The 23953-nt window shown below is 44.9% G+C and carries 26 protein-coding genes; 23 read left to right on the top strand and 3 right to left on the bottom strand.

Features of this window, described 5'->3' with window-relative positions; genetic code table 11:
- The first annotated feature begins 2 nt into the window (after positions 1-2).
- Positions 3-656, top strand: a complete 654-nt coding sequence (locus BUB11_RS04600; RefSeq protein ID WP_073028850.1) for a thiamine diphosphokinase — start codon at positions 3-5, stop codon at positions 654-656.
- A 580-nt stretch (positions 657-1236) separates the two neighbouring features.
- A complete protein-coding gene (gene hslO, locus BUB11_RS04590; protein ID WP_073028265.1) occupies positions 1237-2112 on the top strand; it encodes an Hsp33 family molecular chaperone HslO in 876 nt (291 codons plus the stop codon).
- 262 nt (positions 2113-2374) lie between these two features.
- On the opposite strand, the gene rpmB is transcribed toward hslO, so the two are convergent.
- Positions 2375-2566 carry a 50S ribosomal protein L28 gene (gene rpmB, locus BUB11_RS04585; RefSeq protein ID WP_073028264.1) on the bottom strand — a complete coding sequence of 64 codons (192 nt, stop codon included), beginning with the start codon at positions 2564-2566 and terminating at the stop codon, positions 2375-2377.
- Positions 2567-2845: 279 nt separating this feature from the next.
- Between rpmB and BUB11_RS04580 the strand changes: the two genes are divergently transcribed.
- The 7 genes from BUB11_RS04580 (at position 2846) to BUB11_RS04550 (ending at position 10121) form a co-directional block, all read left to right on the top strand.
- Complete coding sequence (locus BUB11_RS04580) at positions 2846-3202, top strand: Asp23/Gls24 family envelope stress response protein (protein ID WP_073028263.1); 357 nt, start codon at positions 2846-2848, stop codon at positions 3200-3202.
- Between the two features lie 18 nt (positions 3203-3220).
- Complete coding sequence (locus tag BUB11_RS04575; RefSeq protein WP_073028262.1) at positions 3221-4933, top strand: DAK2 domain-containing protein; 1713 nt, start codon at positions 3221-3223, stop codon at positions 4931-4933.
- An 83-nt stretch (positions 4934-5016) separates the two neighbouring features.
- Positions 5017-5685, top strand: coding sequence for an L-serine ammonia-lyase, iron-sulfur-dependent subunit beta (sdaAB, locus tag BUB11_RS04570; RefSeq protein ID WP_073028849.1), 669 nt, complete (start codon positions 5017-5019; stop codon positions 5683-5685).
- A gap of 16 nt (positions 5686-5701) precedes the next feature.
- Entirely contained in the window at positions 5702-6565 is an 864-nt protein-coding gene (sdaAA, locus tag BUB11_RS04565; RefSeq protein ID WP_073028261.1) for an L-serine ammonia-lyase, iron-sulfur-dependent, subunit alpha, read from the top strand.
- Positions 6562-9078, top strand: coding sequence for an ATP-dependent DNA helicase RecG (gene recG, locus BUB11_RS04560; RefSeq protein ID WP_073028260.1), 2517 nt, complete (start codon positions 6562-6564; stop codon positions 9076-9078). The genes sdaAA and recG overlap by 4 nt, the downstream gene beginning before the upstream one ends.
- Before the next feature lie 12 nt (positions 9079-9090).
- Positions 9091-9843, top strand: a complete 753-nt coding sequence (locus tag BUB11_RS04555) for an AAA family ATPase (RefSeq protein ID WP_073028259.1) — start codon at positions 9091-9093, stop codon at positions 9841-9843.
- A gap of 149 nt (positions 9844-9992) precedes the next feature.
- Positions 9993-10121: a small, acid-soluble spore protein, alpha/beta type gene (locus BUB11_RS04550; protein ID WP_143187546.1), complete on the top strand. Its 129-nt coding sequence runs from the start codon at positions 9993-9995 to the stop codon at positions 10119-10121.
- 178 nt (positions 10122-10299) lie between these two features.
- On the opposite strand, the gene gpr is transcribed toward BUB11_RS04550, so the two are convergent.
- Positions 10300-11286: a GPR endopeptidase gene (gene gpr / locus BUB11_RS04545; protein ID WP_073028258.1), complete on the bottom strand. Its 987-nt coding sequence runs from the start codon at positions 11284-11286 to the stop codon at positions 10300-10302.
- A 458-nt stretch (positions 11287-11744) separates the two neighbouring features.
- On the opposite strand from gpr, the gene rsmD reads away from it, so the two are divergent.
- Positions 11745-12296 carry a 16S rRNA (guanine(966)-N(2))-methyltransferase RsmD gene (gene rsmD / locus BUB11_RS04540; RefSeq protein ID WP_073028257.1) on the top strand — a complete coding sequence of 184 codons (552 nt, stop codon included), beginning with the start codon at positions 11745-11747 and terminating at the stop codon, positions 12294-12296.
- Positions 12297-12313: 17 nt separating this feature from the next.
- Positions 12314-12808: an ATPase gene (locus tag BUB11_RS04535; RefSeq protein WP_073028256.1), complete on the top strand. Its 495-nt coding sequence runs from the start codon at positions 12314-12316 to the stop codon at positions 12806-12808.
- Between the two features lie 22 nt (positions 12809-12830).
- Here BUB11_RS04535 and ylbJ read toward each other — a convergent pair whose 3' ends face one another.
- Positions 12831-13988: a sporulation integral membrane protein YlbJ gene (ylbJ, locus tag BUB11_RS04530; RefSeq protein WP_073028255.1), complete on the bottom strand. Its 1158-nt coding sequence runs from the start codon at positions 13986-13988 to the stop codon at positions 12831-12833.
- Between the two features lie 72 nt (positions 13989-14060).
- Here ylbJ and BUB11_RS04525 point away from each other — a divergent pair, with 72 nt between their 5' ends.
- The 12 genes from BUB11_RS04525 to BUB11_RS04470 all read left to right on the top strand — a co-directional run bounded on the left by BUB11_RS04525 (position 14061) and on the right by BUB11_RS04470 (position 23951).
- On the top strand, positions 14061-14825 hold the full coding sequence (locus BUB11_RS04525) for a patatin-like phospholipase family protein (RefSeq protein WP_073028254.1): 765 nt from the start codon (positions 14061-14063) through the stop codon (positions 14823-14825).
- 175 nt (positions 14826-15000) lie between these two features.
- The gene (locus BUB11_RS04520; RefSeq protein ID WP_073028253.1) at positions 15001-16194 is read left to right on the top strand and encodes an acetate/propionate family kinase; all 1194 of its coding nucleotides are present in this window, start codon (positions 15001-15003) and stop codon (positions 16192-16194) included.
- An 89-nt stretch (positions 16195-16283) separates the two neighbouring features.
- Positions 16284-16793: a YceD family protein gene (locus tag BUB11_RS04515; RefSeq protein WP_073028845.1), complete on the top strand. Its 510-nt coding sequence runs from the start codon at positions 16284-16286 to the stop codon at positions 16791-16793.
- Positions 16794-16825: 32 nt separating this feature from the next.
- The gene (gene rpmF / locus BUB11_RS04510; RefSeq protein WP_007786364.1) at positions 16826-17005 is read left to right on the top strand and encodes a 50S ribosomal protein L32; all 180 of its coding nucleotides are present in this window, start codon (positions 16826-16828) and stop codon (positions 17003-17005) included.
- A 281-nt stretch (positions 17006-17286) separates the two neighbouring features.
- Positions 17287-17874, top strand: a complete 588-nt coding sequence (gene fapR / locus BUB11_RS04505) for a transcription factor FapR (RefSeq protein WP_073028252.1) — start codon at positions 17287-17289, stop codon at positions 17872-17874.
- The gene (gene plsX / locus BUB11_RS04500; protein ID WP_073028251.1) at positions 17875-18861 is read left to right on the top strand and encodes a phosphate acyltransferase PlsX; all 987 of its coding nucleotides are present in this window, start codon (positions 17875-17877) and stop codon (positions 18859-18861) included.
- 41 nt (positions 18862-18902) lie between these two features.
- Positions 18903-19904: a beta-ketoacyl-ACP synthase III gene (locus BUB11_RS04495; RefSeq protein ID WP_073028250.1), complete on the top strand. Its 1002-nt coding sequence runs from the start codon at positions 18903-18905 to the stop codon at positions 19902-19904.
- Positions 19901-20857 (top strand): enoyl-[acyl-carrier-protein] reductase FabK, encoded by a 957-nt coding sequence (gene fabK, locus BUB11_RS04490; RefSeq protein ID WP_073028249.1) that lies wholly within the window; start codon positions 19901-19903, stop codon positions 20855-20857. The genes BUB11_RS04495 and fabK overlap by 4 nt, the downstream gene beginning before the upstream one ends.
- A gap of 1 nt (position 20858) precedes the next feature.
- Positions 20859-21797 carry an ACP S-malonyltransferase gene (gene fabD, locus BUB11_RS04485; protein WP_073028248.1) on the top strand — a complete coding sequence of 313 codons (939 nt, stop codon included), beginning with the start codon at positions 20859-20861 and terminating at the stop codon, positions 21795-21797.
- A 1-nt stretch (position 21798) separates the two neighbouring features.
- The gene (gene fabG, locus BUB11_RS04480; protein WP_073028247.1) at positions 21799-22542 is read left to right on the top strand and encodes a 3-oxoacyl-[acyl-carrier-protein] reductase; all 744 of its coding nucleotides are present in this window, start codon (positions 21799-21801) and stop codon (positions 22540-22542) included.
- A gap of 44 nt (positions 22543-22586) precedes the next feature.
- The gene (acpP, locus tag BUB11_RS04475; protein ID WP_073028246.1) at positions 22587-22814 is read left to right on the top strand and encodes an acyl carrier protein; all 228 of its coding nucleotides are present in this window, start codon (positions 22587-22589) and stop codon (positions 22812-22814) included.
- A gap of 183 nt (positions 22815-22997) precedes the next feature.
- Positions 22998-23951, top strand: a complete 954-nt coding sequence (locus BUB11_RS04470; protein WP_073028245.1) for an NAD(P)H-dependent flavin oxidoreductase — start codon at positions 22998-23000, stop codon at positions 23949-23951.
- Positions 23952-23953 lie beyond the last annotated feature (2 nt).

Here is a 23953-nt window from a genome sequence, read left to right as displayed (position 1 = left end):
ATATAAAGATTGCTGTCTTAGCAAATGGCGTTTGGGATTTAGAATGGGGAAAACAGGTTCTTAAAGAGGTCGATTTTTTGATTTGTGCGGATGGGGGAGCAAACTATGCTGCCCTGTCTTTGCGTATGCCTGATCTGATAATCGGAGACTTGGATTCGATTTTACCTGAAAACTTAGATCGGTTTAAAGATATGGGATGTGTTATTGAACGTTATCCCTGTGAAAAGGATGAAACGGATCTTGAATTGGCACTTTTGAGGGCTGAGGAAAAGGCTCGTTTGCTTGGTGAAAAGGATATTTGGCTATATGGGGCCACTGGAAAACGAATTGATCATTTCTTCGGTAATGTAGGGCTTATGCTCGCCTATGCCAAGAAAGGGTATCGGATACGCGTAATTGACCCTGAGCATGAATTGTGGATTGTTCGGGGGCGGGAAGAGATAAGGGGGGCATCCGGCCAGGAAATCTCGTTGATTTCTATGTCAGAGGAGTCGGTTGTCACGACAGAGGGGCTGTATTATCCGCTTCAGAAGGGCATTCTTCGTCAGGACTGTCCGCGGGGTGTGAGTAATGTTTTTCTGGGAGAGAAGGCAGTGGTTGAGGTTCATGAGGGCTGGGTTATGGTGGTTATGCCAAGGTGCGCGAGGGGGAGATAAGTGGTGGGTGCGCGAGGGCGTGATGAGGGGTTAGAGCGCGAGGGCGTGATGTTGCTCCGCTCACCCAAGGCGCCGTCGCGACCATGCATGATTTCTCGGCGAGAACGGCAAACCTCTAGGCTGTTCTGCATGTTAACCCGTGCCGTTCTGGCACCGAGAAATCGAAGCATGGTGACACGACTCTGCCTAATGGGTTTGCTCCGCAACATCACGCCCTCTGGGCTTGGGGTCGACGGGGGCAGGGGATGGGAGAGTTTGGTGTTGATCCACTCGCAAGGCACCGTCGCACCGCGCGCTTGATTTCGAAGTGAGAGTTGGCAACCTCAGGGTTAATATCTGGAGTGTGTCGCTCTTGCCACCCGTAGCAGCACGCCCTCTGGGCGAGGGTCTAGGGCGCTGGAAGGGGCGAGTGGGTATGATGGGTGGGATGTTGAATCGCTTTGATTTTAACAGCGTTTGGACTTGAATGGGAGTGTAATGAGCGCTTGCTAGGGATAGACTAGGTGTGTATGTTGTTCTGGGTGTTCGTTACATCATATTTCATGTTAGAAAAATAAGATTATAGATAAGGAAGACGATTATGCAACATGATGAGCTTTGGATTGGTACTATGCTTGAGGGGAATGCTCGTTGGGTTTTGGTGAAGTCAACGGATACGGTGGAGGAAGCGCGCAGACGTCATGGTATGTCTCCGGTGGCAACGGCAGCGTTAGGGAGGTTGATGACTGGAGCTCTTATTCTGGCCAGTTCCCTCAAAGGTGAAGAGAGTGTTACTTTGCGCTTATTAGGTGACGGGCCTCTGGAGGGGGTTGTTGCTGTTGGAAATGCACAGGGTGAGGTAAGGGGTTATGTTCGGGAACCTTTGGTGGACCTGCCGCTTAAGGCTTCTGGTAAGCTTGACGTTGGCGCAGCGGTTGGTTGCGGTGAGTTAACAGTTAGCAGAAGTTTGCAAAATGGTGAGGTCTATACTGGAACGGTTCCTATGGTTAGCGGGGAGATTGCCGAGGATTTAGTGCATTACTTGTTATCTTCTGAACAAATTCCTTCAGCCATGTTGCTCGGGGTTTTGGTTGAAAAAGATTATCATGTTGCTGGAGCAGGCGGATTTCTGATTCAGCCGTTGCCTGGGGCAACCGAAGAAGATATCCAAGCGATTGAAAGTCAGCTTGGGATGTTAGGGGCTGGTATTAGTGAGATGGCCGCCCAGAGTGAAAACATGGACGAGTTATTGGGTCATCTGATGGGGAAACTCTCTTATCATGTCTTAGAGCGACGTTCGGTTGGATTTACATGTACGTGTTCAAAAGAACGTTTGAGTGGCACCTTGGTGTCCCTGGGTAAAAAAGAAATAGCAGACCTGATCGCGGATGAAAAAGCCGAGATGGTATGCCATTTTTGCAATGAACATTTTCAGTTTAATGTTGAAGAGTTACGGGGAATTTGGGAGAGGGCGTGATGTTGTTGCGCGCGAGGGTGTGATGTTGCACAGCTCACCCTAGGCGCCGTCGCTATTGCGCTTGATTTCGAAGCGAGCGTTGGCAAACCTCTGGGTGGTTCTGCATGTGAACCTCTGCCACGCTGGCACTTCGAAATCTAAGCGCGATTGACGCTACTCAGCCTAAAGGGTTCACTCTGCAAAATCACACCCTCTGGGTGGGGAAAAAGAGGTGGAGCTTGAGTATGAAAAAAGCCCGAACAAATGTCGGGCTTTTGATTCATTAGACAGCGCGTTGTACTTTACCGGAACGTAAGCATCTGGTGCAAACTTTGATCCGGGCAGGAGTGCCGTTCACTATTGCACGAACGTTTTGCAAGTTTGGTTTCCAAGTTCTCTTTGTTCTTATATGAGAGTGGCTGACTTGAAATCCAGTGACTACTCCTTTGGCGCATACAGCACAAACATTAGCCATGCGCTAAACCTCCTTTGCAGCCGAAATGACACTTATTCATTTTATCAAAACTCTTGCTGGTTGGCAAGGTTCCTTAGCGGATTTTTCTTAAATATCCTTGGAGTTCCTATTTAGAAGGATTGAGTTAGGGCCAATTCGCCTGGAATTTGGAATTTATTTCATCATATGAAGAAATACTAAGAGTTCTATTGAATTTTTTTCACTTTTTCTTTGAACATTTTTCATTTCCTTGGTAGAATAAGTTCAACGTGGACGATACCGGAAGGGGAGGGTCCTTATATGGGAAAAGAAATCATTAATCATTTAGGTAAAATTGAAATCTCTGAAGAAGTCATTTCCACGATTGCAGGTGCTACGGCGGTTGAGTGTTACGGCTTAGTCGGTATGGCTTCACGTAAAATTACGGATGGAGTAGCCGATTTGTTGCGACGGGAGAATTTGGCCCGTGGTGTGGTGGTTACCATTAATAACAATGAAGTTGTTATTGATCTTTATATCATCGTTGGATACGGCGTTAAGATTTCTGAAGTTGCCGCTAGTGTTATGGAGCGCGTTCGTTATACCACTGAGAAGCTTACGGGATTAAACGTATCCCAAGTGAATGTGAACGTAAAAGGTGTTCGCGTTTTAGAGTAGGTAAAAGATTAGGGGGATATGGTTTTGAGACCAGCAGCTGCAAAGGTAACAAGTGTTCTAGACGGACAACTATGGAGACAGATGATGGCATCGGGGGCGAAGGCCCTAGAATTAAAAAAGCATGAGGTTGATGCTCTGAATGTCTTTCCTGTACCAGATGGGGATACTGGAACGAATATGTACTTAACGATTCAGTCTGCCGCGAGGGACGCGGAAAAGATAACTGGCAAATCTATCGGAGAAGTTGCCGCAGCCGCTTCGATGGGGTCTTTAATGGGTGCTCGCGGAAATTCAGGGGTTATTCTTTCCCAGCTCCTGCGGGGTATTGCCAAAGGTTTGGAAGGGTTGAATACGGCCAATGCTCTTCAAGTCGCTCAAGCGTTGCAAGCAGGGGTAGATACCGCCTATAAAGCCGTCATGAAACCAGTTGAGGGCACGATCCTAACGGTTTCGAAGGAGACAGCGCGAGCAGCCTTAGCCATGGCCAAGAGTGGTGGATCTCTGCTGGAGACTCTTCAAGAAGCAGAGCAAAAGGGATTAAAAAGCCTAGCCAAAACACCGGAAATGTTGCCCGTGCTTAAACAAGCTGGGGTAGTTGATGCTGGCGGGCAAGGGTTCCTCGTAATCTTGGGTGGGTGGATTGCAGTATTAACAGGAGAAACGTCTATTTCAGATACCATGAGCGAAACGGAAAGTTCGCTAAAGCCAAATGTAGAAGGATCTACTGCAACAAGACAAGAATTTATGCAAATCGAAAACCTGGACTACCCTTATTGCACAGAATTCTTGGTAAAGGGAACTGATTTGCGTGTTGAACAGATGAAACAAGATTTATTAGACCGTGGGGACTGCCTGCTTGTTGTAGGGACGTCCGAAGTGGTAAAAATTCATGTGCATGTCAAAAATCCAGGTAAGATCTTGGACTATGCCATACAATGGGGTTCACTTCACCAAGTTCAAATCCATAATATGTTAGAGCAAAATGAGAACATGGCCCATGCCATGAAAGAAAATGAGACAACGGAGGATTTGCAGACTGACACGAAAATTGAACATCAAGGCCAACCGCTCAAGGAGTTTGGTGTGGTAGCCGTTGCAATGGGTCAGGGAATTGCGGATGTCTTTATAAGTCTGGGTGCCGACGAGGTGGTGTTCGGTGGGCAGACTATGAATCCAAGTACTGAAGATCTTGCTGAGGCAGTCCGGAAGGTTCCTGCTCGACAAGTTTTTATCTTGCCGAACAATGGGAATATCATCATGGCCGCCCGTCAAGTAAAAGATGTTGTGCAGGAACGAGAAGTACATGTGATTTCAAGTAAATCGATACCCCAAGGGATTTCGGCGTTACTGAGTTTTAATAGTGAGGGAGAAGCTGAGACGAATATTAAGAATATGGAACGAGGGCTAAGTAGTGTTCGCTCCGGGGAAGTAACTTATGCTGTCAGGGACTCTCAATATGGGGATTTAACTATTTCAGATGGTGATATATTAGGATTGATTGAAGATGTAATAGTTTCTACGGGAAAATCGTTATATGAAGTGGCGCAATCAACATTGGATAAAATGGAATGGAAAACCCATGACTTGGTTACAATATTTTATGGAGAAGATACAAAACTTGAAGAGGTTGAACGTCTCCAGGATTGGCTCCGAGAAGAGAATCCAAGCATCGAAGTTGAGGTTCATCCCGGTAGGCAACCGCTCTACTATTATATCTTTGGTGTGGAATAGGTTAACCTCCGGAATTTTTCCGGAGGTTTTTTCTTATATGGCCAGGTGTGGCCAAGTTTTCCATTAATATTGGGGGGGAAGTTGTGGGAAAGAGTAATGTATTTGATCTTCTTGGACCTATCATGGTTGGTCCGTCTAGTTCACACACAGCTGGTGCAGTTCGCTTGGGAGGAATGGCTAGAAAAATCTTGGGAGATGAACCTGTTGAAGGGTCGATTTTTCTGCATGGTTCGTTTGCAAAAACGGGGAGGGGGCATGGGACAGATTTAGCGTTACTCGCAGGACTTCTAGGCTTGCTTCCTGATGACGAAAGGATACCAGATGCCCCTAAGTTGGCCAAGGAAAGAGGTCTAAGAGTTAAGTATGAAATTGCAGATCTCGGAGAGGTTCATCCTAACACTGTGAAGTTTGATTTAGTTGGAAGATCAGGTGGCCAGGTTCAAGTGGTCGGTTCGTCTGTTGGGGGAGGAACTATAGTTATTCATAAGATCAATGACTTTCAAGTGGAAATTCGAGGGGACTATCCCACACTGGTAATTTTGCACCAGGATCTCCCGGGGTTGGTCGCCCAAGTGACTCTCCTTCTGGCAACGGCCCAAATTAATATTGCCAGCATGCGGGTTTCACGTGAAAAGAGGGGGGCCAAAGCCCTGATGATTCTAGAGACAGATCAAACGATTAACGATGCCGTTCTTGATCTAATGAGAAAATTGCCCAAAATTGAGCAAGTAATGGCTGTTGAGCCTTTATAATTTAGGAGGAAATTCAATGCGAGCCTATGAAGATTGGGTTATTGAGGCTGAAACTAAAGGAATAAAACTAAGTGAAGTTATACTCCAAGACCAGATAGAAGAACTGGAACAAACGGAGCAAGAGCTATTCCAACGTATGAGCACTAACTTAAAAGTGATGAGGGAGTCCGTTGAAGCAGGGTTAATCGGGAAACGACGTTCATTATCTGGGTTGGTAGGCGGTGACGCGGCTAAAGTCGAAGATCGCAGGAAAAAGGGCATCAGTCTGGTCGGTGACCAAATAAGCGGTGCCATTGCTAAGGCACTTGCGGTGGCTGAGGTCAATGCTTGTATGGGTAAAATCGTAGCTGCACCGACTGCAGGTTCTTGTGGAGTGCTTCCAGCGGTTTTATTTACGGTCGAGGAGACCTGTAAAGTTTCAGAGCATGATCTCATACTTGCTCTCTTCACGGCTGCGGGATTGGGAATGATCCTTACTGAACGAGCCAGTGTTTCTGGAGCTGAGGGCGGATGTCAGGCCGAAATCGGATCAGCAGCGGCTATGGCTGCAGCGGCGGCAGTGGAATTAGCCGGAGGATCTCCGAGACAGGCGGCCGATGCTGCGGCGATTGCCATGAAATCAATGCTAGGTTTGGTCTGTGACCCTGTAGGTGGACTTGTTGAAGTTCCCTGTGTTAAACGAAATGCTACGGGAGCTGCGATAGCACTAGCAGCGGCTGAAATGGTGCTTTCAGGTGTGAAGAGTGCGATTCCGATTGATGAGGTTATCGATACAATGGGCCAGATCGGAAAACAAATGCCCTGTGCATTAAAGGAAACAGCACAAGGGGGCCTTGCAGTTACCCCAACGGGCCGCCGGATTCAGGCTGATTTCCTATGAAGCTTACAGAGGTTCAATTAGTTTTAAACAATTTCCAAAGGGCACTTCTGGCAGAAGAAAGACAGGGCTTTACAAATGCCGGGGTGTTGGGTGGATTTAATTCTTTTTTGCGCGGGATTCTTCCCAGACTTGAAAAGCTGTTTCCCCAAAAGGATATGGATTTGTTGAGAAAGTTGGCTCAGAACTATCTAACTCTGAATCCGCTCCGTCGCAGAGAGGCTTTTTCCGAACTTCGACGCTTCCTGCAAGAAATAACGATTGAAGCTCAGGATGCTTTAGGGCAAAGTCAATCACCGCTAGAAGATCGAATACACAAGAAACAAGAAATATTCGATAGAAAAGCAGACGTGAAAGGCTACCTTCAAATACCCCCTGAACAGACAAACACAACATTTGAATTTCAAATAAACCAGAATGTTGAAGAAAAAAGAGAAAGTCCTAAACCTTCCCCTGAGGGCTCAAAAGGTTCAAAAAGCAAAAGCACGTCTTTGCGAACGAGGCCTTTACAATTCCTTAAAGGGGTTGGTCCTGAAAGAGCCAGGCAACTTGAACAGCTTGGGATACATAATATAATAGACTTGCTAAAGTATTATCCTCGTCGGTATGAAGATCGCCGCAAGCGCATGATAGCTGAGCTAAAAGATGGTGAGTTGGCCACAGTAGAGGGAAAAGTAGCAGCTGGGCATGTGACGAGCGGAAAGATGAAAGTTGTGAAGTTAAGTATCGAGCAAGCTGGGAGCTTCATTCACGCAACTTGGTTTAATCAACCATTTATCCTCAAACAATATCCGGTAGGAACACAAGTATTAATTACGGGAAAGGTCCGTTGGCAGCAACAAACACCTGAAATTTTAGTAACGGATATTGAAAAGGCTGGTGTAAATAGTCGCACGGATGTTTCTGACCTAGGTGCCCAAACAATTTTACCGGTTTATTCAGAAACGGCACGCTTATCCTCCAAAGTAATACGTGGTTTAATTCAAGGTGTTTTGGGGCAGGTGGAGGAAGAATTTCCAGAGATCTTGCCTCAAGAAGTTTTAAGACAGTGGATGGAGCGCCCCTTAGCCCATCGAGAGATTCATTTCCCGAAGAATTATGCCAGTCTCTCCCAAGCGAGGGATCGATTGGTCTGGGAAGAGATTCTCTTTTTGCAATTAGCGGTAGCTGGACTTCGCCAAGGCATGGTACGCCAGGGAAGCCCTCCTTTGTTAGGTGGAGATGAGTTGATCCAGAGTTTTTATAAAGCTTTGCCTTTTCAACTAACGATAGCTCAGCAACGTGTTATTAGAGAAATATTCCAAGATTTAGCTAAACCGCAAGGGATGGCTCGCTTGGTCCAAGGGGATGTTGGGTCTGGTAAGACGGCGGTTGCCATGGCCGCTCTGTTACGCGCAGTAGGTTCAGGGTATCAAGGGGCTATGATGGCCCCCACGGAAATTCTAGCATTACAGCATTTTCAATCGCTTGAGAAAGTGTTCACTCCTTTGGGGATCAGCGTAGTTTGTTTGATTGGCAGTCAGAATAAAGGGTTAAGAGAGAGTACACTTGCAATGATTGAAAATGGTCAGGCGCAAGTCGTGGTAGGAACTCATGCCCTTATCCAAGAAACGGTCGTGTTTAAGGCCCTGGGTCTTGCGGTAACTGATGAACAACATCGCTTTGGCGTACGGCAACGTACAATGCTTCAGAGCAAAGGTGAGAGTCCTCACGTTTTAGTTCTTACTGCCACACCCATACCAAGAACCTTGGCCTTAACGCTTTATGGAGATTTGCAGCTCTCGGTGCTTGATGAGATGCCAGTAGGCAGAAAGTCGATCATTACCCGTAAATTATCAGAACGTTCCCGTCCAAAAATGGAGAAATTCCTAGACGAGCAAATCAATCTAGGAAGGCAAATTTATGTAGTCTGTCCATTGGTAGACGAATCAGAAACCCTCGATCTCATTTCCGCGACACAGAGAACAACAGATTTACAAGTGAGATTTCCGGACCATCGCATCGCCCTTTTGCATGGAAAAATGAAGGGCGCTGAAAAAGAAGAAATTATGAAGAGCTTTAATGCAGGGGAAATTGATATTTTGGTTGCCACAACTGTGGTGGAAGTTGGAGTGAATGTTCCAAATGCCTCAGTTATGGTAATAGAATCTGCAGAACGATTCGGCCTTGCCCAGTTACATCAACTTAGAGGACGTGTTGGACGGGGGAGTGAGCAATCTTATTGCTTTTTGTTGGCGGGAAACAAAGACAGTCGCCGTTTGGATATTTTATGCCTAACTGAAGATGGATTTAAAATAGCGGAAGAAGATATGCGCCTGCGTGGAACAGGGGAGTTATTAGGGACTAGACAGCATGGCATAGCCGAATTACGCCTTGCTGATCTTTCCCGAGACGGACAGCTTGTGGAGAAGGCTTATGAGATGACCCAAAAAGCCTTGCAAAATCCTGAAAGATTTGAACTGCTTTTCAAAGAAGTACTGAAAAGATTTCCTCCAGAGGATATAGGGGTGCATTAGGAGGTCTTGGAGATGGGATCAAGAAGATCAGATCAGTTCATAAGATCTATCGAATTAAGTCGAGATACCGTTCCCTCATTCACCGAATATCCTTTCAATTTAGCGGCTATCAAGAATTTAGAATCACTGTCATTTCATCCCCAAGTAACATTTATTGTTGGTGAAAATGGTTCAGGGAAGTCAACTGTATTGGAATCAATTGCAGTTGCCTATGGCTTTAATGCTGAAGGGGGAACTAAGAACTTCAATTTTTCATCTAGAGCTACTCATTCCCACTTGAATAGATATATTAAGCTAATCAAAGGATTAAGAAAACCAGAAGATGGCTTTTTCTTACGAGCGGAAAGCTTCTATAATTTGGCGACAAATATTGATAAATTGGATTCTGAACCCTCATTTGGACCACCTTTGATCGACTCCTATGGAGGGCAATCTCTTCATGAACAATCACATGGAGAGTCCTTCTTTGCAGTTTTCCAAAATAAATTCAGAGGGAAAGGGCTATATATTCTGGATGAACCAGAAGCCGCTTTATCCCCTTCAAGGCAAATGTCGATGATTGTGAGAATACATGAATTGGTTCAACAAGGTTCCCAATTTATTATTGCTACGCATTCTCCAATCATTATGGCTTACCCTCAGGCACGAATATACGAGATTCAAGAGGGATTTAAAATTGTTGAGTATGAAGGCACTGAACATTATCAAATAATGCGTGCTTTTATTAACAATACCCAGAAAATGCTAGACATTCTCATGGAATGAAGTCTTAGATTTGGGAAGAATTTCCGAGTATGATCTTAATCAAATGGTCGAATAATAAGATCAGACTGAAAGAAGGAAACTTACTAGGCGAGACAGCGGCGAAGCAGGTCCGCTGTCTTTAAAAATGAAGTCTAAGGAGGGGTTAAGCTTTGGCTAAGTTAACTAAACCTATGGTTCAACTGACACCCGAATTAGAGAAGTTCAAGTATGAGGTTGCTCAAGAGATTGGGATTGCAAATCGAAAACACAAAAGTTTTCCTAATTCCCCACAACAATAATCCATAAGGAAAAGGGTCAGGTTGGAAAAAGCCTGGCCCTTTTCCAACATTCACACGTCCCAACCCTCGTCGTAACCCATCCAGGAATGAAATGAACTTTCAAAGAGAACCATCAGGAGAACCCCAAAGAATCACATCTCGAAGCCTTGGTGAACATGCAATTCATTCCATCCCCAATCTACTGCAAATATCTCTCATAGTCTTCCCGATCGATTCCCGGATGCAGGCTGATAGCCAAAGCACCTGCAATTATTTTTGCGACGGTTTTTATTAGAGAGTCAATTTCTTTAGGTGTAACCATCAAATTTCCTTGAAACGGAGAAAGCACATCATCAATGATTTGACTAAATACTTCGGGTTTTATGCCCTTATAAAGTTGATAGAGTTTAGGGCTGGTAACAAATTCTTTAAACACACCTTCAACAACATCGTGGGCAATGACCCCAGCATTGACAACTGTTGGAAGTCCAATGGCAATAACCTTACACCCTATTGTTTCTTCAGTAATTCCAGCTCTTCGGTTTCCAACACCTGAACCTGGATGAATGCCAGTATCAGCAAGTTGAATGCTTGTCCCAATACGTTCTAAAGAGCTAGCTGCCAGAGCATCAATAGCAATTACTAAATCCGGCTTGACGTGCTCTACAAGACCACGAATGATTTCAGCGGTTTCAATTCCGGTAAGTCCCAATACACCTGGTGCAATGGCACTAATTTTTCGGAGTTGCCCTTTTAATTCGTCAGGTGAGAGTTGGTATAGGTGGCGAGTTACCATTGTTTTGTCAATGACTTGAGGTCCCAAAGCATCGGGTGTGGCATTCCAGTTACCTAATCCGACGATCAAGATGCTGGCGTCTTCCTTAAGATTCATTAGTTCAATTAATCTGTCTGCAAGTACATGAGTAATATCCTCATGAACAACATAATTATTAGTGCGAATTTCAGGAGCATCAATGGTGATATAGTGTCCTTTCGGTTTTCCTATTGCCTCGACTCCTTCGTCGGTTTCAACTGTGATAATAGTGACTTTGGCATGTTCGAGTTCTTGTTCATTCATTAGGACACCAGGGATTTCTTCCCCGCTTTCTCCTCGCAGGAGCTGATGTGCTTCAACAGCTAGATCTAGTTGTACATTCAGATGTTGATAGAGTTCCGATTTCTTCATGGTTTGTTTACTCCTTTAAATGCATTTGTGTAATTAGTGTCAGAATGACGGATTTTAAAAAAGTCACTGGGGCTAGAAAAAGCACCCAGTGAACAGAGGAAAACGAAGGAAGAGTTGGATGGGGGAAGGGCATATAATGATTTTCAAAAGCATCATTTGCCAAGTTTAGTATGTGACAAAAAGTAAAACGATATGCAACGATATACAGGGAATTTAGGCTTTTCTTGTGGTATACTGTAGATTACAGAACTTGATAACAATAATTTCTAATATGCGATTTAGGCCATTAGGATTAATTATCCAATGAGTCTTGCCGAACTAGAAATAAAAATGAGATATAATGAGATTCATGTTTTTGGCCGGAAAATGCAGATAGCAGATATACTAAAATTAATTATATTGCAAGTCTTTGTAGCAGTTAAAATTTATAACTGCTATAATGTAACTTGGAGGGCTTTATGCGGATTATTGCAGGAGAAATGCGTGGACGACAACTTAAGGCGGTAGAAGGGTTACATACGCGCCCGACCTCAGATAAAGTGAAGGGTGCTATTTTTAGCGTTTTAGGGGACAAGGTATTGAACTCTCGTGTGTTAGACCTTTTCGCCGGAACAGGAAACTTGGCGATTGAAGCCCTTTCCCGTGGCTCGAGTGAGGCAGTGCTGGTGGAAAAGAACTATGACGCGTATCAAGTTATCCGGAAAAATCTCGAACAAGTAGGGGTTAGCCAAAAGTCCAAACTTCTTTTAATGGATGCTTTCATGTTCATACATAGATATCCAGATGAAGTGTTTAATCTTATTTTTCTAGACCCTCCTTATCGACAGGAACTTATTCCAAAGGTTCTCCAATCCTTGAAGGAATACTCTTATTTATCCGATGATGGAGTTATCATCGCTGAGACGGCTAAAGACGAAAAGTTAACGGATGACCTTTATCCGTTTGAAATTCGTAAAACAGCGGAATACGGTGACACAAAAATATGGTACCTACAGAGAATGGATGTATGACGAGGGAGAGGATATAAGTGGAAAGTGATATTCAGAGTTTAATTAATGAAGTGGAAGAAATTGTTGATCATGGAACTAAAATTCCGATGACGGGAAAGGTTTTAGTGGATGATGCAGTGATTTTTGAATTGCTGGATCGTGTGCGTGCGGCCTTACCTGAAGAAATTACAAATGCTAAATGGGTTTTAAAAGAACGTCAACGTATTTTAGATGAAGCTCAGGCAGAAGCACAGAAACTTTTGGATCAAGGGAAAACATATGTTGATAAGATGGCCTTGGAAAATGAAGTGGTAAAGCAGGCTCAAGACTATGGTGAAGATATTGTTAAACAAGCACAAACTTTTGCGCGTGAAGTAAAAACTGGGGCGGTTCAATACGCTGATGAAATGCTAAAACATGTAGAGCAGAGCTTGTATGAAACTCTTCAATCCTTACGTAAAAATCGAGAAGAATTAAAGGGATTAGCCAAAGAAGAGCGAATGGGAAAGTCTGAAATTGAGGAGAGTGAGTAAATCTCACTCTTTTTTCCTTGTATTAGGTTCTTGATCTGCGAACTCCAACAAAAGCAAGGATGGCAAGAACAGACATGCACCCCATAAACACAAGAGAACTGATATGCCAAGTATTCCAGAAAAAAACGGAGGGGTCAGCAATTCGGACAGGCCTGGTCCAGGCGGGTACCTCAGCAACTAGGAGGAAGAGTTGGCTCAGTCCGAGTGCAATAAGTGCATGAAGAACTCTTGCTATCAGGAATGAGGAGAAACGTAAATCTGTACCGCTAATTAATCCAGCGACTTGAGCGAAGACGGAAAGTCCACCCCAGCCCATGAGGAGAGCGAGAAGGGCTACTTGCTGATCGAGCATGGAAAGGGCTTGTATTACTTCCTGGCAGCCTAGCGTCATTTCAAAAAGACCATTAAAAAATGCTTTAAAAACAGGAATTTCAATGATTCGAAAAATACTATGGCTTAAACTTGCTAATATTAAGGTAATGTGCCAGAGGTTTAAAAGTCGAAGGATTACCGAAAAAATAGCCATAAATCCAGCTACCATAAGAACTGTGTTTGTACTCTGCTTAATGGCATCTCCTAGGACTTGCCCAAACGTGCGCTTATCTCGGGTCTGGGCATTTGTCATTTCCTGCCATGCCCGTTTAATTGAAGGGAATGTGGCAGTGTGTTGGGGTCCAGGAGTCACCCTATAAAATCGAAACAAAAACCCAACAATTAAGTTAGCTAGATAGATAGAGCCAGCTAATAGTATTCCCAGTGTTGGCTTCCCAAGCATGCCGGAGGCCACAGCACCAAACATAAATCCAGGGCTGGGGTTATTCGTGAAGGCTAAGAGACGTTCCCCTTCCTCGCGAGTTATTTCTCCGTCATTGCGAAGTCTGGCGGTGAGCACTGCTCCCATAGGAAATCCCGAAGTATAGCCCATGGCCACAACAAAGGCTGCTTTACCGGGAAGGCGAAAGACTGGACGCATAAACGATTCCAGAAGAACGCCCAGAAAATGAACAAATCCCGAAGCCATCAGGAGTTCAGAAAGTATAAAAAAAGGGAGCAAGGCAGGGAGGACGAAACGCCACCATAGGGTCAATCCTCCGCCGGCGGAACTAAGTACTTCTTGTGGATAGATAAACATACCGAGGGCGAGTAAACTTAAGGCAAGGACACGGATAACATTGGACATGAAAACACACCTTCCTTCATAATTTATATGGAAGAATGCCGGGCCCTAGAAGTCACAGGGAGGGAAAATCAAATGAATCCAATAAAAGGACTTGTTTTGGGTGCCGGAGGTGCGCGGGGGTTTGCTCATTTAGGGTTTCTGCAAGTTCTTGATGAAGAAATGATAAGCATGGACTTGGTGGTCGGGTGTAGTGCAGGAGCTATATTCGGTGCTTTGTGGTGCGCTGGAATGGATCTTTATCGCATCGAACGCCTGTTGACCTATCCAGGGTTTGCCAAGAAAATATTGGACCCGGCTGTCTCTAAAGAAGGACTGATAAAAGGGGATAGGATTCTTGAAGTAATTCGCCTCTTGACTAAAGATATGTCATTTGCCAATCTCAAAATTCCCTTGGCCATCGTAGCGACAGATCTTGAAACAGGGGAACTTGTCGTATTTCGCGAGGGGAGTGTAGCCCAGGCTGTTCGGGCAAGCATTTCAATTCCAGGATTTTTTAAGCCCTATCGTTATCAAGGTCGTCTTCTAGTTGACGGTGCAGTTAAAAATCGTTTACCAGTACACGTTGCTCGGGAAATGGGAGCCGATAAGGTTTTAGCAGTGGATGTAAAAAAGGGATTGGCCAATAAACTGACCAGCGCAATGGATATCTTGTTGCAATCCATCGAGATTTTGGAAGATGAGGTATTTCGTACGCAATGTCATGGTGCAGATTTATTGTTGCAACCTGATATCGGACATATTGGAAGTTTTCAGTTTGACCGGGCTGAAGAAGGGATTCGGCTTGGACGGAACATAGCGTTGACGAAATGTTCTGAGATTAAGAGAATAATGGCGTGAGGGGTTAAAAAAGCTTGGATTTTGTGCTACACTCTTTTATGAAACAATGAAACAACTTTTGTGGAAAGAAATGGAGCCATTAAGTAAGTGGAAAATACGTTTTTCGGGGAAGACTATAGTTTACTAATACTTGTAAAACTTCTTGAGCTCGGAAAATTACAAAGGGGTATAAAAAATGAAGATTCTAGTAATTAATTGTGGAAGCTCTTCGCTAAAATATCAGGTAATTGACATGGCCACGAAGAATGCTATTGGGAAAGGTTTGGTTGAACGGATAGGTCTTCCTGGGTCAGTACTTACCCATCGAACAGGATCTGGAGAAAAAGAGGTAATTCAAGCTGAGATTGGAAATCATACCGTAGCTATTAAACTCGTGTTGGAGGCATTAGTTTCTCCACAATATGGTGCTTTAAAAGACTTAAAGGACATCTGCGGGGTAGGTCATCGCGTAGTTCACGGGGGGGAAAAATTTTCTAAATCCGTGCTTATTGATGATGATGTTATGAAAGCCCTTAAAGAATGTGTTGAGCTTGCACCCCTTCACAATCCACCCAATATAGCGGGGATTATGGCTTGTCAAAAGATGATGCCGGGAGTTCCTCAAGTGGCAGTCTTTGACACAGCTTTTCATCAAACCATGTTGCCTAAAAGTTATATATACGGATTGCCTTATGAGTATTATAAAAAGTATGGGATTCGAAAATATGGCTTCCACGGTACATCTCATAAGTACGTCAGTCAACGTGCAGCGGTCCTTCTGCGGAAACCGCTCAGCGATCTGAAGCTGATTAGCTGTCACTTAGGGAATGGCGCCTCCATATGTGCCATACGGGGCGGAAAATCGATTGAAACGTCTATGGGCTTTACTCCTTTGGACGGGCTTATGATGGGAACGCGCTCAGGTGCTTTGGATCCGGCGATTGTTACCTATATCATGTGCAGAGAGAATTATACCGTAGATCAAATGAATGACTTTCTAAATACAAAATGCGGTGCCTTAGGGGTCTCAGGAATAAGCAGTGATTTCAGAGACATCGAAGTGGCAGCGGGACAAGGTAATGTCCGCGCACGGCTTGCCTTAGATATTTTCGAACACGATGTCCGGCAATTCATTGGTTCTTATGCCGCCGTATTAGGTGGGGTTGATGGGATTATATTTACGGCAGGAGTCGGAGAAAACTCTTCGGCCATGCGAGAAGCTATCTGTAAGAACCTGGATTATATAGGAGTAGACCTTGATTCAGAGAAAAATAAGGTCAGAAGTGAAGAAGTAGATGTTTCCAAACCGAACGCCCGTTGCCGTGTCTTGGTAATTCCGACTAACGAAGAATTGATGATTGCTCTGGAGACTCATGACTTAATTCAATAAATCCAAAGCAATTACACTTGTGTAAAGAGTTTTCCTTGACAAAGAAAATTGTGCCAACTATAATAATGAATGTGTATTGGGGTGGTATTATGAAAGTGAATGTAGCCCAGGTTCGTCACAGCGGTGGAGAAAGTGTCCATTATGATTTAGTGGAGGATTTTTCTGCCTTCGATTTGGGAATAGAAGCCCTCTCATTTCAAGCGCCGGTACATGTGCAACTTCAGGTGAACAACACCAGTAGAGCTATGCTGGTAAAAGGAACTATTCACACAGAACTCAAGGCAACGTGTGGACGCTGTTTAGAGTCGTTCGTTTATCCATTAGATCTTCATTACGAAGATGAGTGGGCGTTTCGAACTTTAGCTACTGAAGATCTCCTTGAGACAGCGCTCCTTTTGGACAAAGATGAGATCGATATAAAGGATCGTATTTTTGAGCAAATTGTGTTAGCTTTACCGATGAAGTTTGTTTGTTCAGCAGAGTGTCATGGGCTATGCCCAAACTGTGGTGTAAATAGAAATCTAACCCCATGTAATTGCGGGGAAGGTACAGTTGACCCCCGGTTAGCAGCACTGGCCAAGTGGCAATCCAATGACTGATTAAGTTCAGAAAAAATAAAGGGGGTGTAATTATGGGTGTTCCGCAACATCGACAGTCAAAGTCAAGGGTTCGTAAACGTCGGGCTATGTGGAAACTAACTGCACCAAACCACATCGAATGCCCCCAATGCCATAAACCAAAAATGCCGCATTATATTTGCCCTAGCTGTGGGTTTTATAATTCCAAGGCAGTTATTGCTATTGAATCTTAAGGTTTGGCACGGAAAAGAACAAAGAGCTCTTCATATTGAGGGGCTCTTTGTTTTTTGTTTGTTTAGTTATGTCGAAGGGCAGGAAGTAATTCGACAGGGTTATTTCTTGATAAGCGTGATAAGATAGTTTATAATTGTGACCAGGTACTAAATCGGGGTTCGAAGTACGATGAACGAAGTATGAACCTGGGGCTTCGAAACTCATTTTGAAGGTTAATTATAATGGTTTGCGCATTGCACTCAATACTTAGAAAAATGCAAGATGAGAAATGGTGATTTAGATGGCTCGATACAGTAAAGAAGAACGCCGCAAACTCTTAGGTGAAGCGCTTTTAAAAAACCCATTTTCTACGGACGAGGAGCTTTCTGAGCGGTTTAAGGTGAGTGTCTCTACTATTCGTTTAGATCGCGGAGAATTGGGGATTCCAGAACTCCGAGAACGAACCCGCGCTGTGGCTCAAGAGGCGTATTCGACCTTAAAGTCTTTAGATGATCAGGAGCTAATCGGAGAATTACTCGAACTTGTAATTGGAGAGAGAGCTTGTTCAAAGCTGATGATTGATGAGAGTATGGTTTTGACAAAAGCAAGAGTAGCTCGCGGTCATTATTTATTTGCTCAAGCAAATTCCCTCGCCATTGCTCTAGTCGATGCTAAAGTAGCTTTGACTGGAAGTGTCGAATTAAAATTTATAAGGCCTGTTCAGTTGGGCGAAGTTGTTATCGCAAAAGGAATTGTTCTCAAACGTAAACAGAATAAATACTGGGTTCAAATATTAGTCAGTGTTGGTTCAGAGGAAGTGCTTAAGGGAAACTGGATTCTATTTGCGATAGAGGATTCCACAGATGCATGGGAAAAGGAGGTGGAATAAATGAGAATTGCTGTGGATGCAATGGGCGGGGACTATGCTCCGGAGGAGATCATTAAAGGGACAATGATGGCCGCAAAATCAAGCCCGGATGTTCAGCTTATATTGGTAGGGCAAAAGGAGCGGATTCAAACTTTTTTGTCAGGAGGTACTTTGCCTGGAAATGTATCAATTTATGAAGCTTCAGAAGTTATAGAGATGGATGAGCATCCGGCTAATGCGGTGCGTAAGAAAAAAGATTCCTCTATTGTCGTTGCTACTCGATTGGTTAAACAAGGTGAAGCTGATGCAGTAGTCAGTGCCGGAAGCACTGGAGCTCAAATGGCTGCTGCACTTTTAGGCTTGGGACGTATCAAGGGGATTGAACGTCCGGCCATTGTTACTATTCTGCCGACTCCAGAAGGTGGGAAACTTATTCTCGATGTAGGGGCAAACATGGATGCAACGCCTGAACAACTTTGCCAATACGGGATGATGGGCAGTGTTTATGCGACGAAAATCTTAGGAATTCAGAATCCCCGCGTCGGTCTGCTTAACGTAGGAAGCGAAGAAGGAAAGGGAAATGAGCTGACCCAAAAGGCTTATCCCCTGTTAAAAGCCAGCCCTGTAAATTTTATCGGCAACGTAGAGGGGCGGGATGTTCCCTATGGACGAGCGGATGTGGTTGTTTGTGAAGGGTTTGCAGGCAATATCCTCTTAAAAACAGCAGAAGGGCTAGCTGGAGTATTGTTTCAGCAGATTAAGGAGAAGATTACTTCAAACATGGTTCGTAAACTAGGTGCACTGGCTGTGAAGCCGGGGTTAAAAGAGATTGCCCGGATGATGGACTATGCGGAGTATGGTGGAGCGCCACTGCTTGGGGTCAATGGAATCAGCATTATTTGCCACGGGAGTTCAAAAGCCAAAGCAATATTTAATGCTATTCGGGTAGCTCGAGAGTGTGTGCAAGTGAACTTGATTGAACAAATTCGAGAAGATCTCCCTAAGTAGGTTTGGGCTGACTAGTGAATGAGAAAAGAGGACTGCGATTGATGCGTAGTGTGGGAATTGTGGGGATAGGATCATATGTTCCTGAAAACATTGTAACCAATAAAGATTTTGAACAGTTTTTGGACACCAATGACGAATGGATTATTTCACGTACAGGGATCAAGCAACGCCATATTGCCCCGAAGGACATGCCTGTTTCTGAATTGTGTTATCAAGCAGGGTTGAAGGCCTTAGAAGATGCCCAAATCGCCCCTGAGGAGGTCGATCTGATTATCGTAGCTACGATAACCCCGGATTATGCATTTCCAGCCACTGCTTGCCTTGTAGCAGACCGTTTAGGAGCCAGAAATGCGGCAGGCTTTGATCTGGAAGCGGGATGCAGTGGATTTATCTATGGAGTGGTGACAGGCAGCCAGTTTATTGCTACAGGGATGTATAAAACAGTGCTCGTCATTGGCGGGGAAACCTTAAGCAAGGTGCTCAACTGGAAAGATCGTTCGACTTGTATCCTTTTTGGAGATGGTGCAGGAGCCGCGGTTTTGCAACCTGTAAAAGAGGGTTTTGGCTTTTTAGGTTTCGAATTAGGCTCTGATGGTTCGGGTGGTGCTTTGCTAAGTCAACCGGCTGGGGGCTCTATGTATCCTGCAAGTCTTGAAACTGTCGAGAAAAATCTGCACACTCTTCAGATGGAGGGCAAGGAAGTCTATAAATTCGCCGTCCGAGTTATGGGCGAAGTTTCAGTTAAGGTTCTGAAGAATGCTGATTTAAAAATTGAGGATGTGGATCTTCTTATTCCACACCAAGCCAATATTAGAATTGTAGATGCGGCTGTTAGACGACTTGGTATTTCTCCGGATAAAGTGGTTGTAAATTTAGATAAGTATGGCAATATGTCAGCCGCGTCTATTCCAGTCGCTTTAGATGAAACGTTCAAATCGGGACGTATTGCAGAGGGGGATATTATCGTGATGGCAGGTTTCGGCACGGGACTCACTTGGGGCGCGTGTGTTTTGAAATGGACGAAAGTAGGCTTAGAAGTATGATAAAAACACGAATATGTGAACTAATCGGAATCGATTACCCTATCTTCCAAGGGGGAATGGCTTGGGTTTCGACGGGAGAATTGGTTGCAGCGGTCTCGGAGAGTGGCGGTTTAGGCATTATTGGTTCGGGACAGGCGCCTGCAGACTGGTTGCGTGAAGAAATCCGCAAAGTGAAAGCGATTACGAATAAACCATATGGAGTTAACGTCATGCTCATGTCCCCATTTGTGGATGAAGTAATGCAGGTTATTTTGGAAGAGCGTGTGCCTGTGATCACTACAGGAGCTGGGAACCCTGGGAAATATGTACCAAAACTTAAAGAAGTTGGGACAAAGGTGATTCCAGTGGTGGCTTCGGTCGCTTTGGCGAGGCGTCTGGAAAAGGCTGGGGTTGACGCACTCATTGCAGAAGGAATGGAGTCGGGCGGACATATCGGTGAGATTGGAACCCTGCCGCTGGTTCCTCAAGTAGTCGATGCTGTAAGAATTCCAGTTATAGCTGCCGGAGGGATCGTGGATGGCCGAGGTTTGGTGGCAGCTTTAGCCCTTGGAGCAGAAGGGGTACAAATGGGAACGCGCTTTATGTGCGCAGAAGAGTGTACGATTTCTCAACTCATTAAAGACAGAATTCTTAAAGCTAAAGATCGCTCTACGGTTATAACCGGGCGTTCAACGGGTCATCCTGTTCGTTGTTTAGATAATCGCTTTACGCGCGAAATGGATCAACATGAACGGGAAGGAATGTTGGCAGCCGAGCTTGAGAAACTGGGCATTGGGAAATTGCGTTTAGCTATGGTGGATGGAGATATAGAAAATGGTTCGATCATGGCAGGTCAAGTTGCTGGAGCGGTAAGATGCATTGAACCTGCAGCCCAGATTATTCAGGACATTATGCAATCTGCAGAACAGGAATACAAGCGTCTCTCTGCACGGTTCGGAGATAGGAGGGCCTAATTTGAGTAAACTTGCCTTTGTCTTTCCTGGACAAGGATCTCAATATGTCGGAATGGGTAGAGAACTTTTCCAGACTCCAAGTGGAGAGAAGGCTCTGGAGACAGCGCGTGAAATTTTAGGTAGTAAATTCATCTCGATGATAGAAGCGGGTCCGGAAGAGGAACTTCAAAAGACGGTAAATACCCAACCGGCAATATTGCTCGTAAGCGTGGTGGCTTGGCAGCAACTTCGAGATGCAGGAATTGAAGCAGACTATGTTGCTGGACACAGCCTGGGTGAGTACTCAGCGCATGTCGCTGCTGGCAGTCTGGATTTTGCAGAGGCTTTACGCGTGGTAAGATCACGGGGTGAGCTTATGCAAGGAGCGGTTCCGAACGGTGAGGGAGGGATGGCTGCTATCCTGGGACTGTCAACTGATAAAGTAGAGGAAGCCTGTCTTAAGGCATCTGAGCAGGGGGTAGTAGCCCCTGCCAACTATAACTGTCCAGGACAAGTGGTTATTTCTGGAGAGAAAGCTGCAGTAGCTTACGCCATAGAGGTGGCGAAAAATTTAGGGGCCAAACGTGCTATACCTCTCAACGTGAGTGGGCCGTTTCACTCTCGTCTGATGGAGAAAATGGGAGAAGAACTGCGCTTGGTTTTAGAGGGATCAGCTTGGCAAACCCCACGTTGTCCTGTCATTGCGAATGTTGATGGTCAAGAGGTTATCTCTCTGGAACGAACGGTTAAAACACTAGTCGAGCAGGTCAGTGGTGCTGTTTTATGGGAACAATCTGTCCGCCATCTTCTTGAACTGGGAGTCGATACCTTCATAGAGTGCGGGCCAGGGAAAGTCTTAACCGGTTTAGTTAAGAAGATTGCCCCTGATACCCATCTCCTCCGCGTAGAAGATAAGGCGTCCCTGGAAATGTCACTTGCATATTTGAAGGAGAGTCGTTAAAATGATGCTGAAAGACAGCGTGGCCATTGTCACTGGGAGCGGACGAGGAATTGGGCGGGCCATCGCCTTGGAACTGGCAACTGCGGGTGTAAAAGTGGTTGTCAATTATGCTGGCCGTTCTGATAAAGCCGAGGAAACTGTCGAGTTGATCCGTGCTGCTGGCGGAGAAGCTGTGGCTGTACAGGCGGATGTGAGCCAACAGGCTGATGTAGACCGCTTGATAGGAACAACCTTAGAGCAATTCGGTAAGATTGATATTCTTGTTAACAATGCTGGGATTACCCGTGATACACTCCTCCTTCGCATGAAAGAAGCAGATTGGGATGTAGTTATGGCGACCAATCTAAAAGGAGTTTTTCTCTGTACCAAGGCGGTAAGCAAAGGAATGCTTAAGCAACGGTCAGGGGTTATTGTTAATATTTCTTCGGTAGTAGGTCTTTCGGGAAATGCAGGGCAAGCCAATTATGCGGCGGCTAAAGCCGGAATTATCGGTTTTACGAAGTCTGTTGCTAAGGAATTTGCCTCTCGTGGAATTCGAGTTAATGCGGTTGCACCGGGGTATATTTTAACGGATATGACGGGGACATTACCAGATGGAATGCAAACTGACATTTTACGAGGAATTCCACTCGGTCGTATAGGGCGCCCTGAAGATGTCGCCTGCGTAGTGCGGTTCCTTGTGTCCCCAGAGGCCTCCTATATGACTGGACAGACCTTGAGTGTTGATGGGGGTATGGAAATGTAAAGGTTCTTAATAATTAATTTTTTGAGAGGAGGTGAAGAAGCAGCATGGGAGTTTTCGATAAAGTGAAAGCCATCGTCGTCGAGCAACTTGGGGTAGATGAAGGCACTATTACCCAGGAGACCTCCTTTGAAGAGCTAAATGCAGATTCTTTAGACATCGTTGAATTGATTATGGCTCTAGAAGAGGCATTCGACTTGGATATTCCGGATGAGGAAGCCGAAAAAATTCGAACGGTTGGAGATGCAGTAAACTACATCACGGAAAACAAATAAACACAAAAAGGTCCCGTATTCAATGCGGGACTTTCTTTTAAGAGATTTTCTTTCTCCTTTATCATGGAAATTTAGCCAAGAAAATTGGTTTAACCACGATAAAGGGTGTTCAAATAGATGCGTAGAAACTTCGTTACTCGTAAGAATTGAAAAGGGGCAGAACTCTGAATAGGGGGAAAGATTGTGAAAATACCCGACCTTTGTATTGGCAATTTAGTGGCTAGGATTCCTGTTATTCAAGGAGGAATGGCCGTAAGAATATCTATGGCACCTCTCGCTGCAGCGGTGGCGGAAGAGGGCGGAATCGGAATTATTGCAGGCAGCGGTCTGTCTGTAGAGGAGCTTAAAGCGGAAATTCGTGAAGCAAGGAAACGGACTAAAGGAATTATCGGAGTGAACATTATGTTTGCTGTCCGTGAATTTGCCCAATTAGTCCAAGCTGCTTTTGAAGAAAAAATTGATCTTTTAGTATCGGGTGCAGGTTTTTCACGGGACATGTTTACTTGGGGCAAAGAAAAAGGTATTCCAGTTGTACCAATTGTGTCCTCCGCAAAACTTGCTAAGTTATCACAGAAACTGGGGGCAGCTGCTGTGATCGTTGAAGGAGTGGAGGCCGGAGGACATTTAGGGACGGATCGTTCCATACATGAAATTCTTCCCGAAGTCATTGAAGCAGTCAGTATTCCAGTTATTGGCGCAGGTGGCGTTGTTGATGGAAAAGGCGTAGCAGAGATGTTAAAGTCAGGCGCAGCTGGGGTGCAAATGGGAACACGGTTTGCACTCAGTGAAGAGAGTGGCGCGGCGGTTGCTTGGAAAACGGCGATGTTAAAGGCTAAAGAAGAGGATATCGTGTTTATTCATAGCCCAGTTGGGCTGCCAGGGCGGGGAATCAGAAACCCGTTTACCTTGGCGCTTGATGAAGATGTTGACGTTACTCCGACCGAATGTAAGGGTTGTCTCAAAAGCTGTGAAGGTAACTTTTGTATTATGAGTCGATTAATAAAGGCTCAAGAGGGAGATGTACGGGAGGGCCTTATCTTTTCAGGGGCTAAAGTTCATAAGATTAATGAAGTCTTGTCAGTTCATGAGATTTTTGAAGATATAAAAAAAGAAATACTCAGCGTTAAGGAGGAATAGGT

This window comes from Desulfosporosinus lacus DSM 15449, assembly GCF_900129935.1.
Taxonomy (GTDB): Bacteria; Bacillota; Desulfitobacteriia; order Desulfitobacteriales; family Desulfitobacteriaceae; genus Desulfosporosinus; species Desulfosporosinus lacus.
Note: the sequence above shows the minus strand (reverse complement) of the source record. Positions and strands in the feature narration are given on the sequence as shown.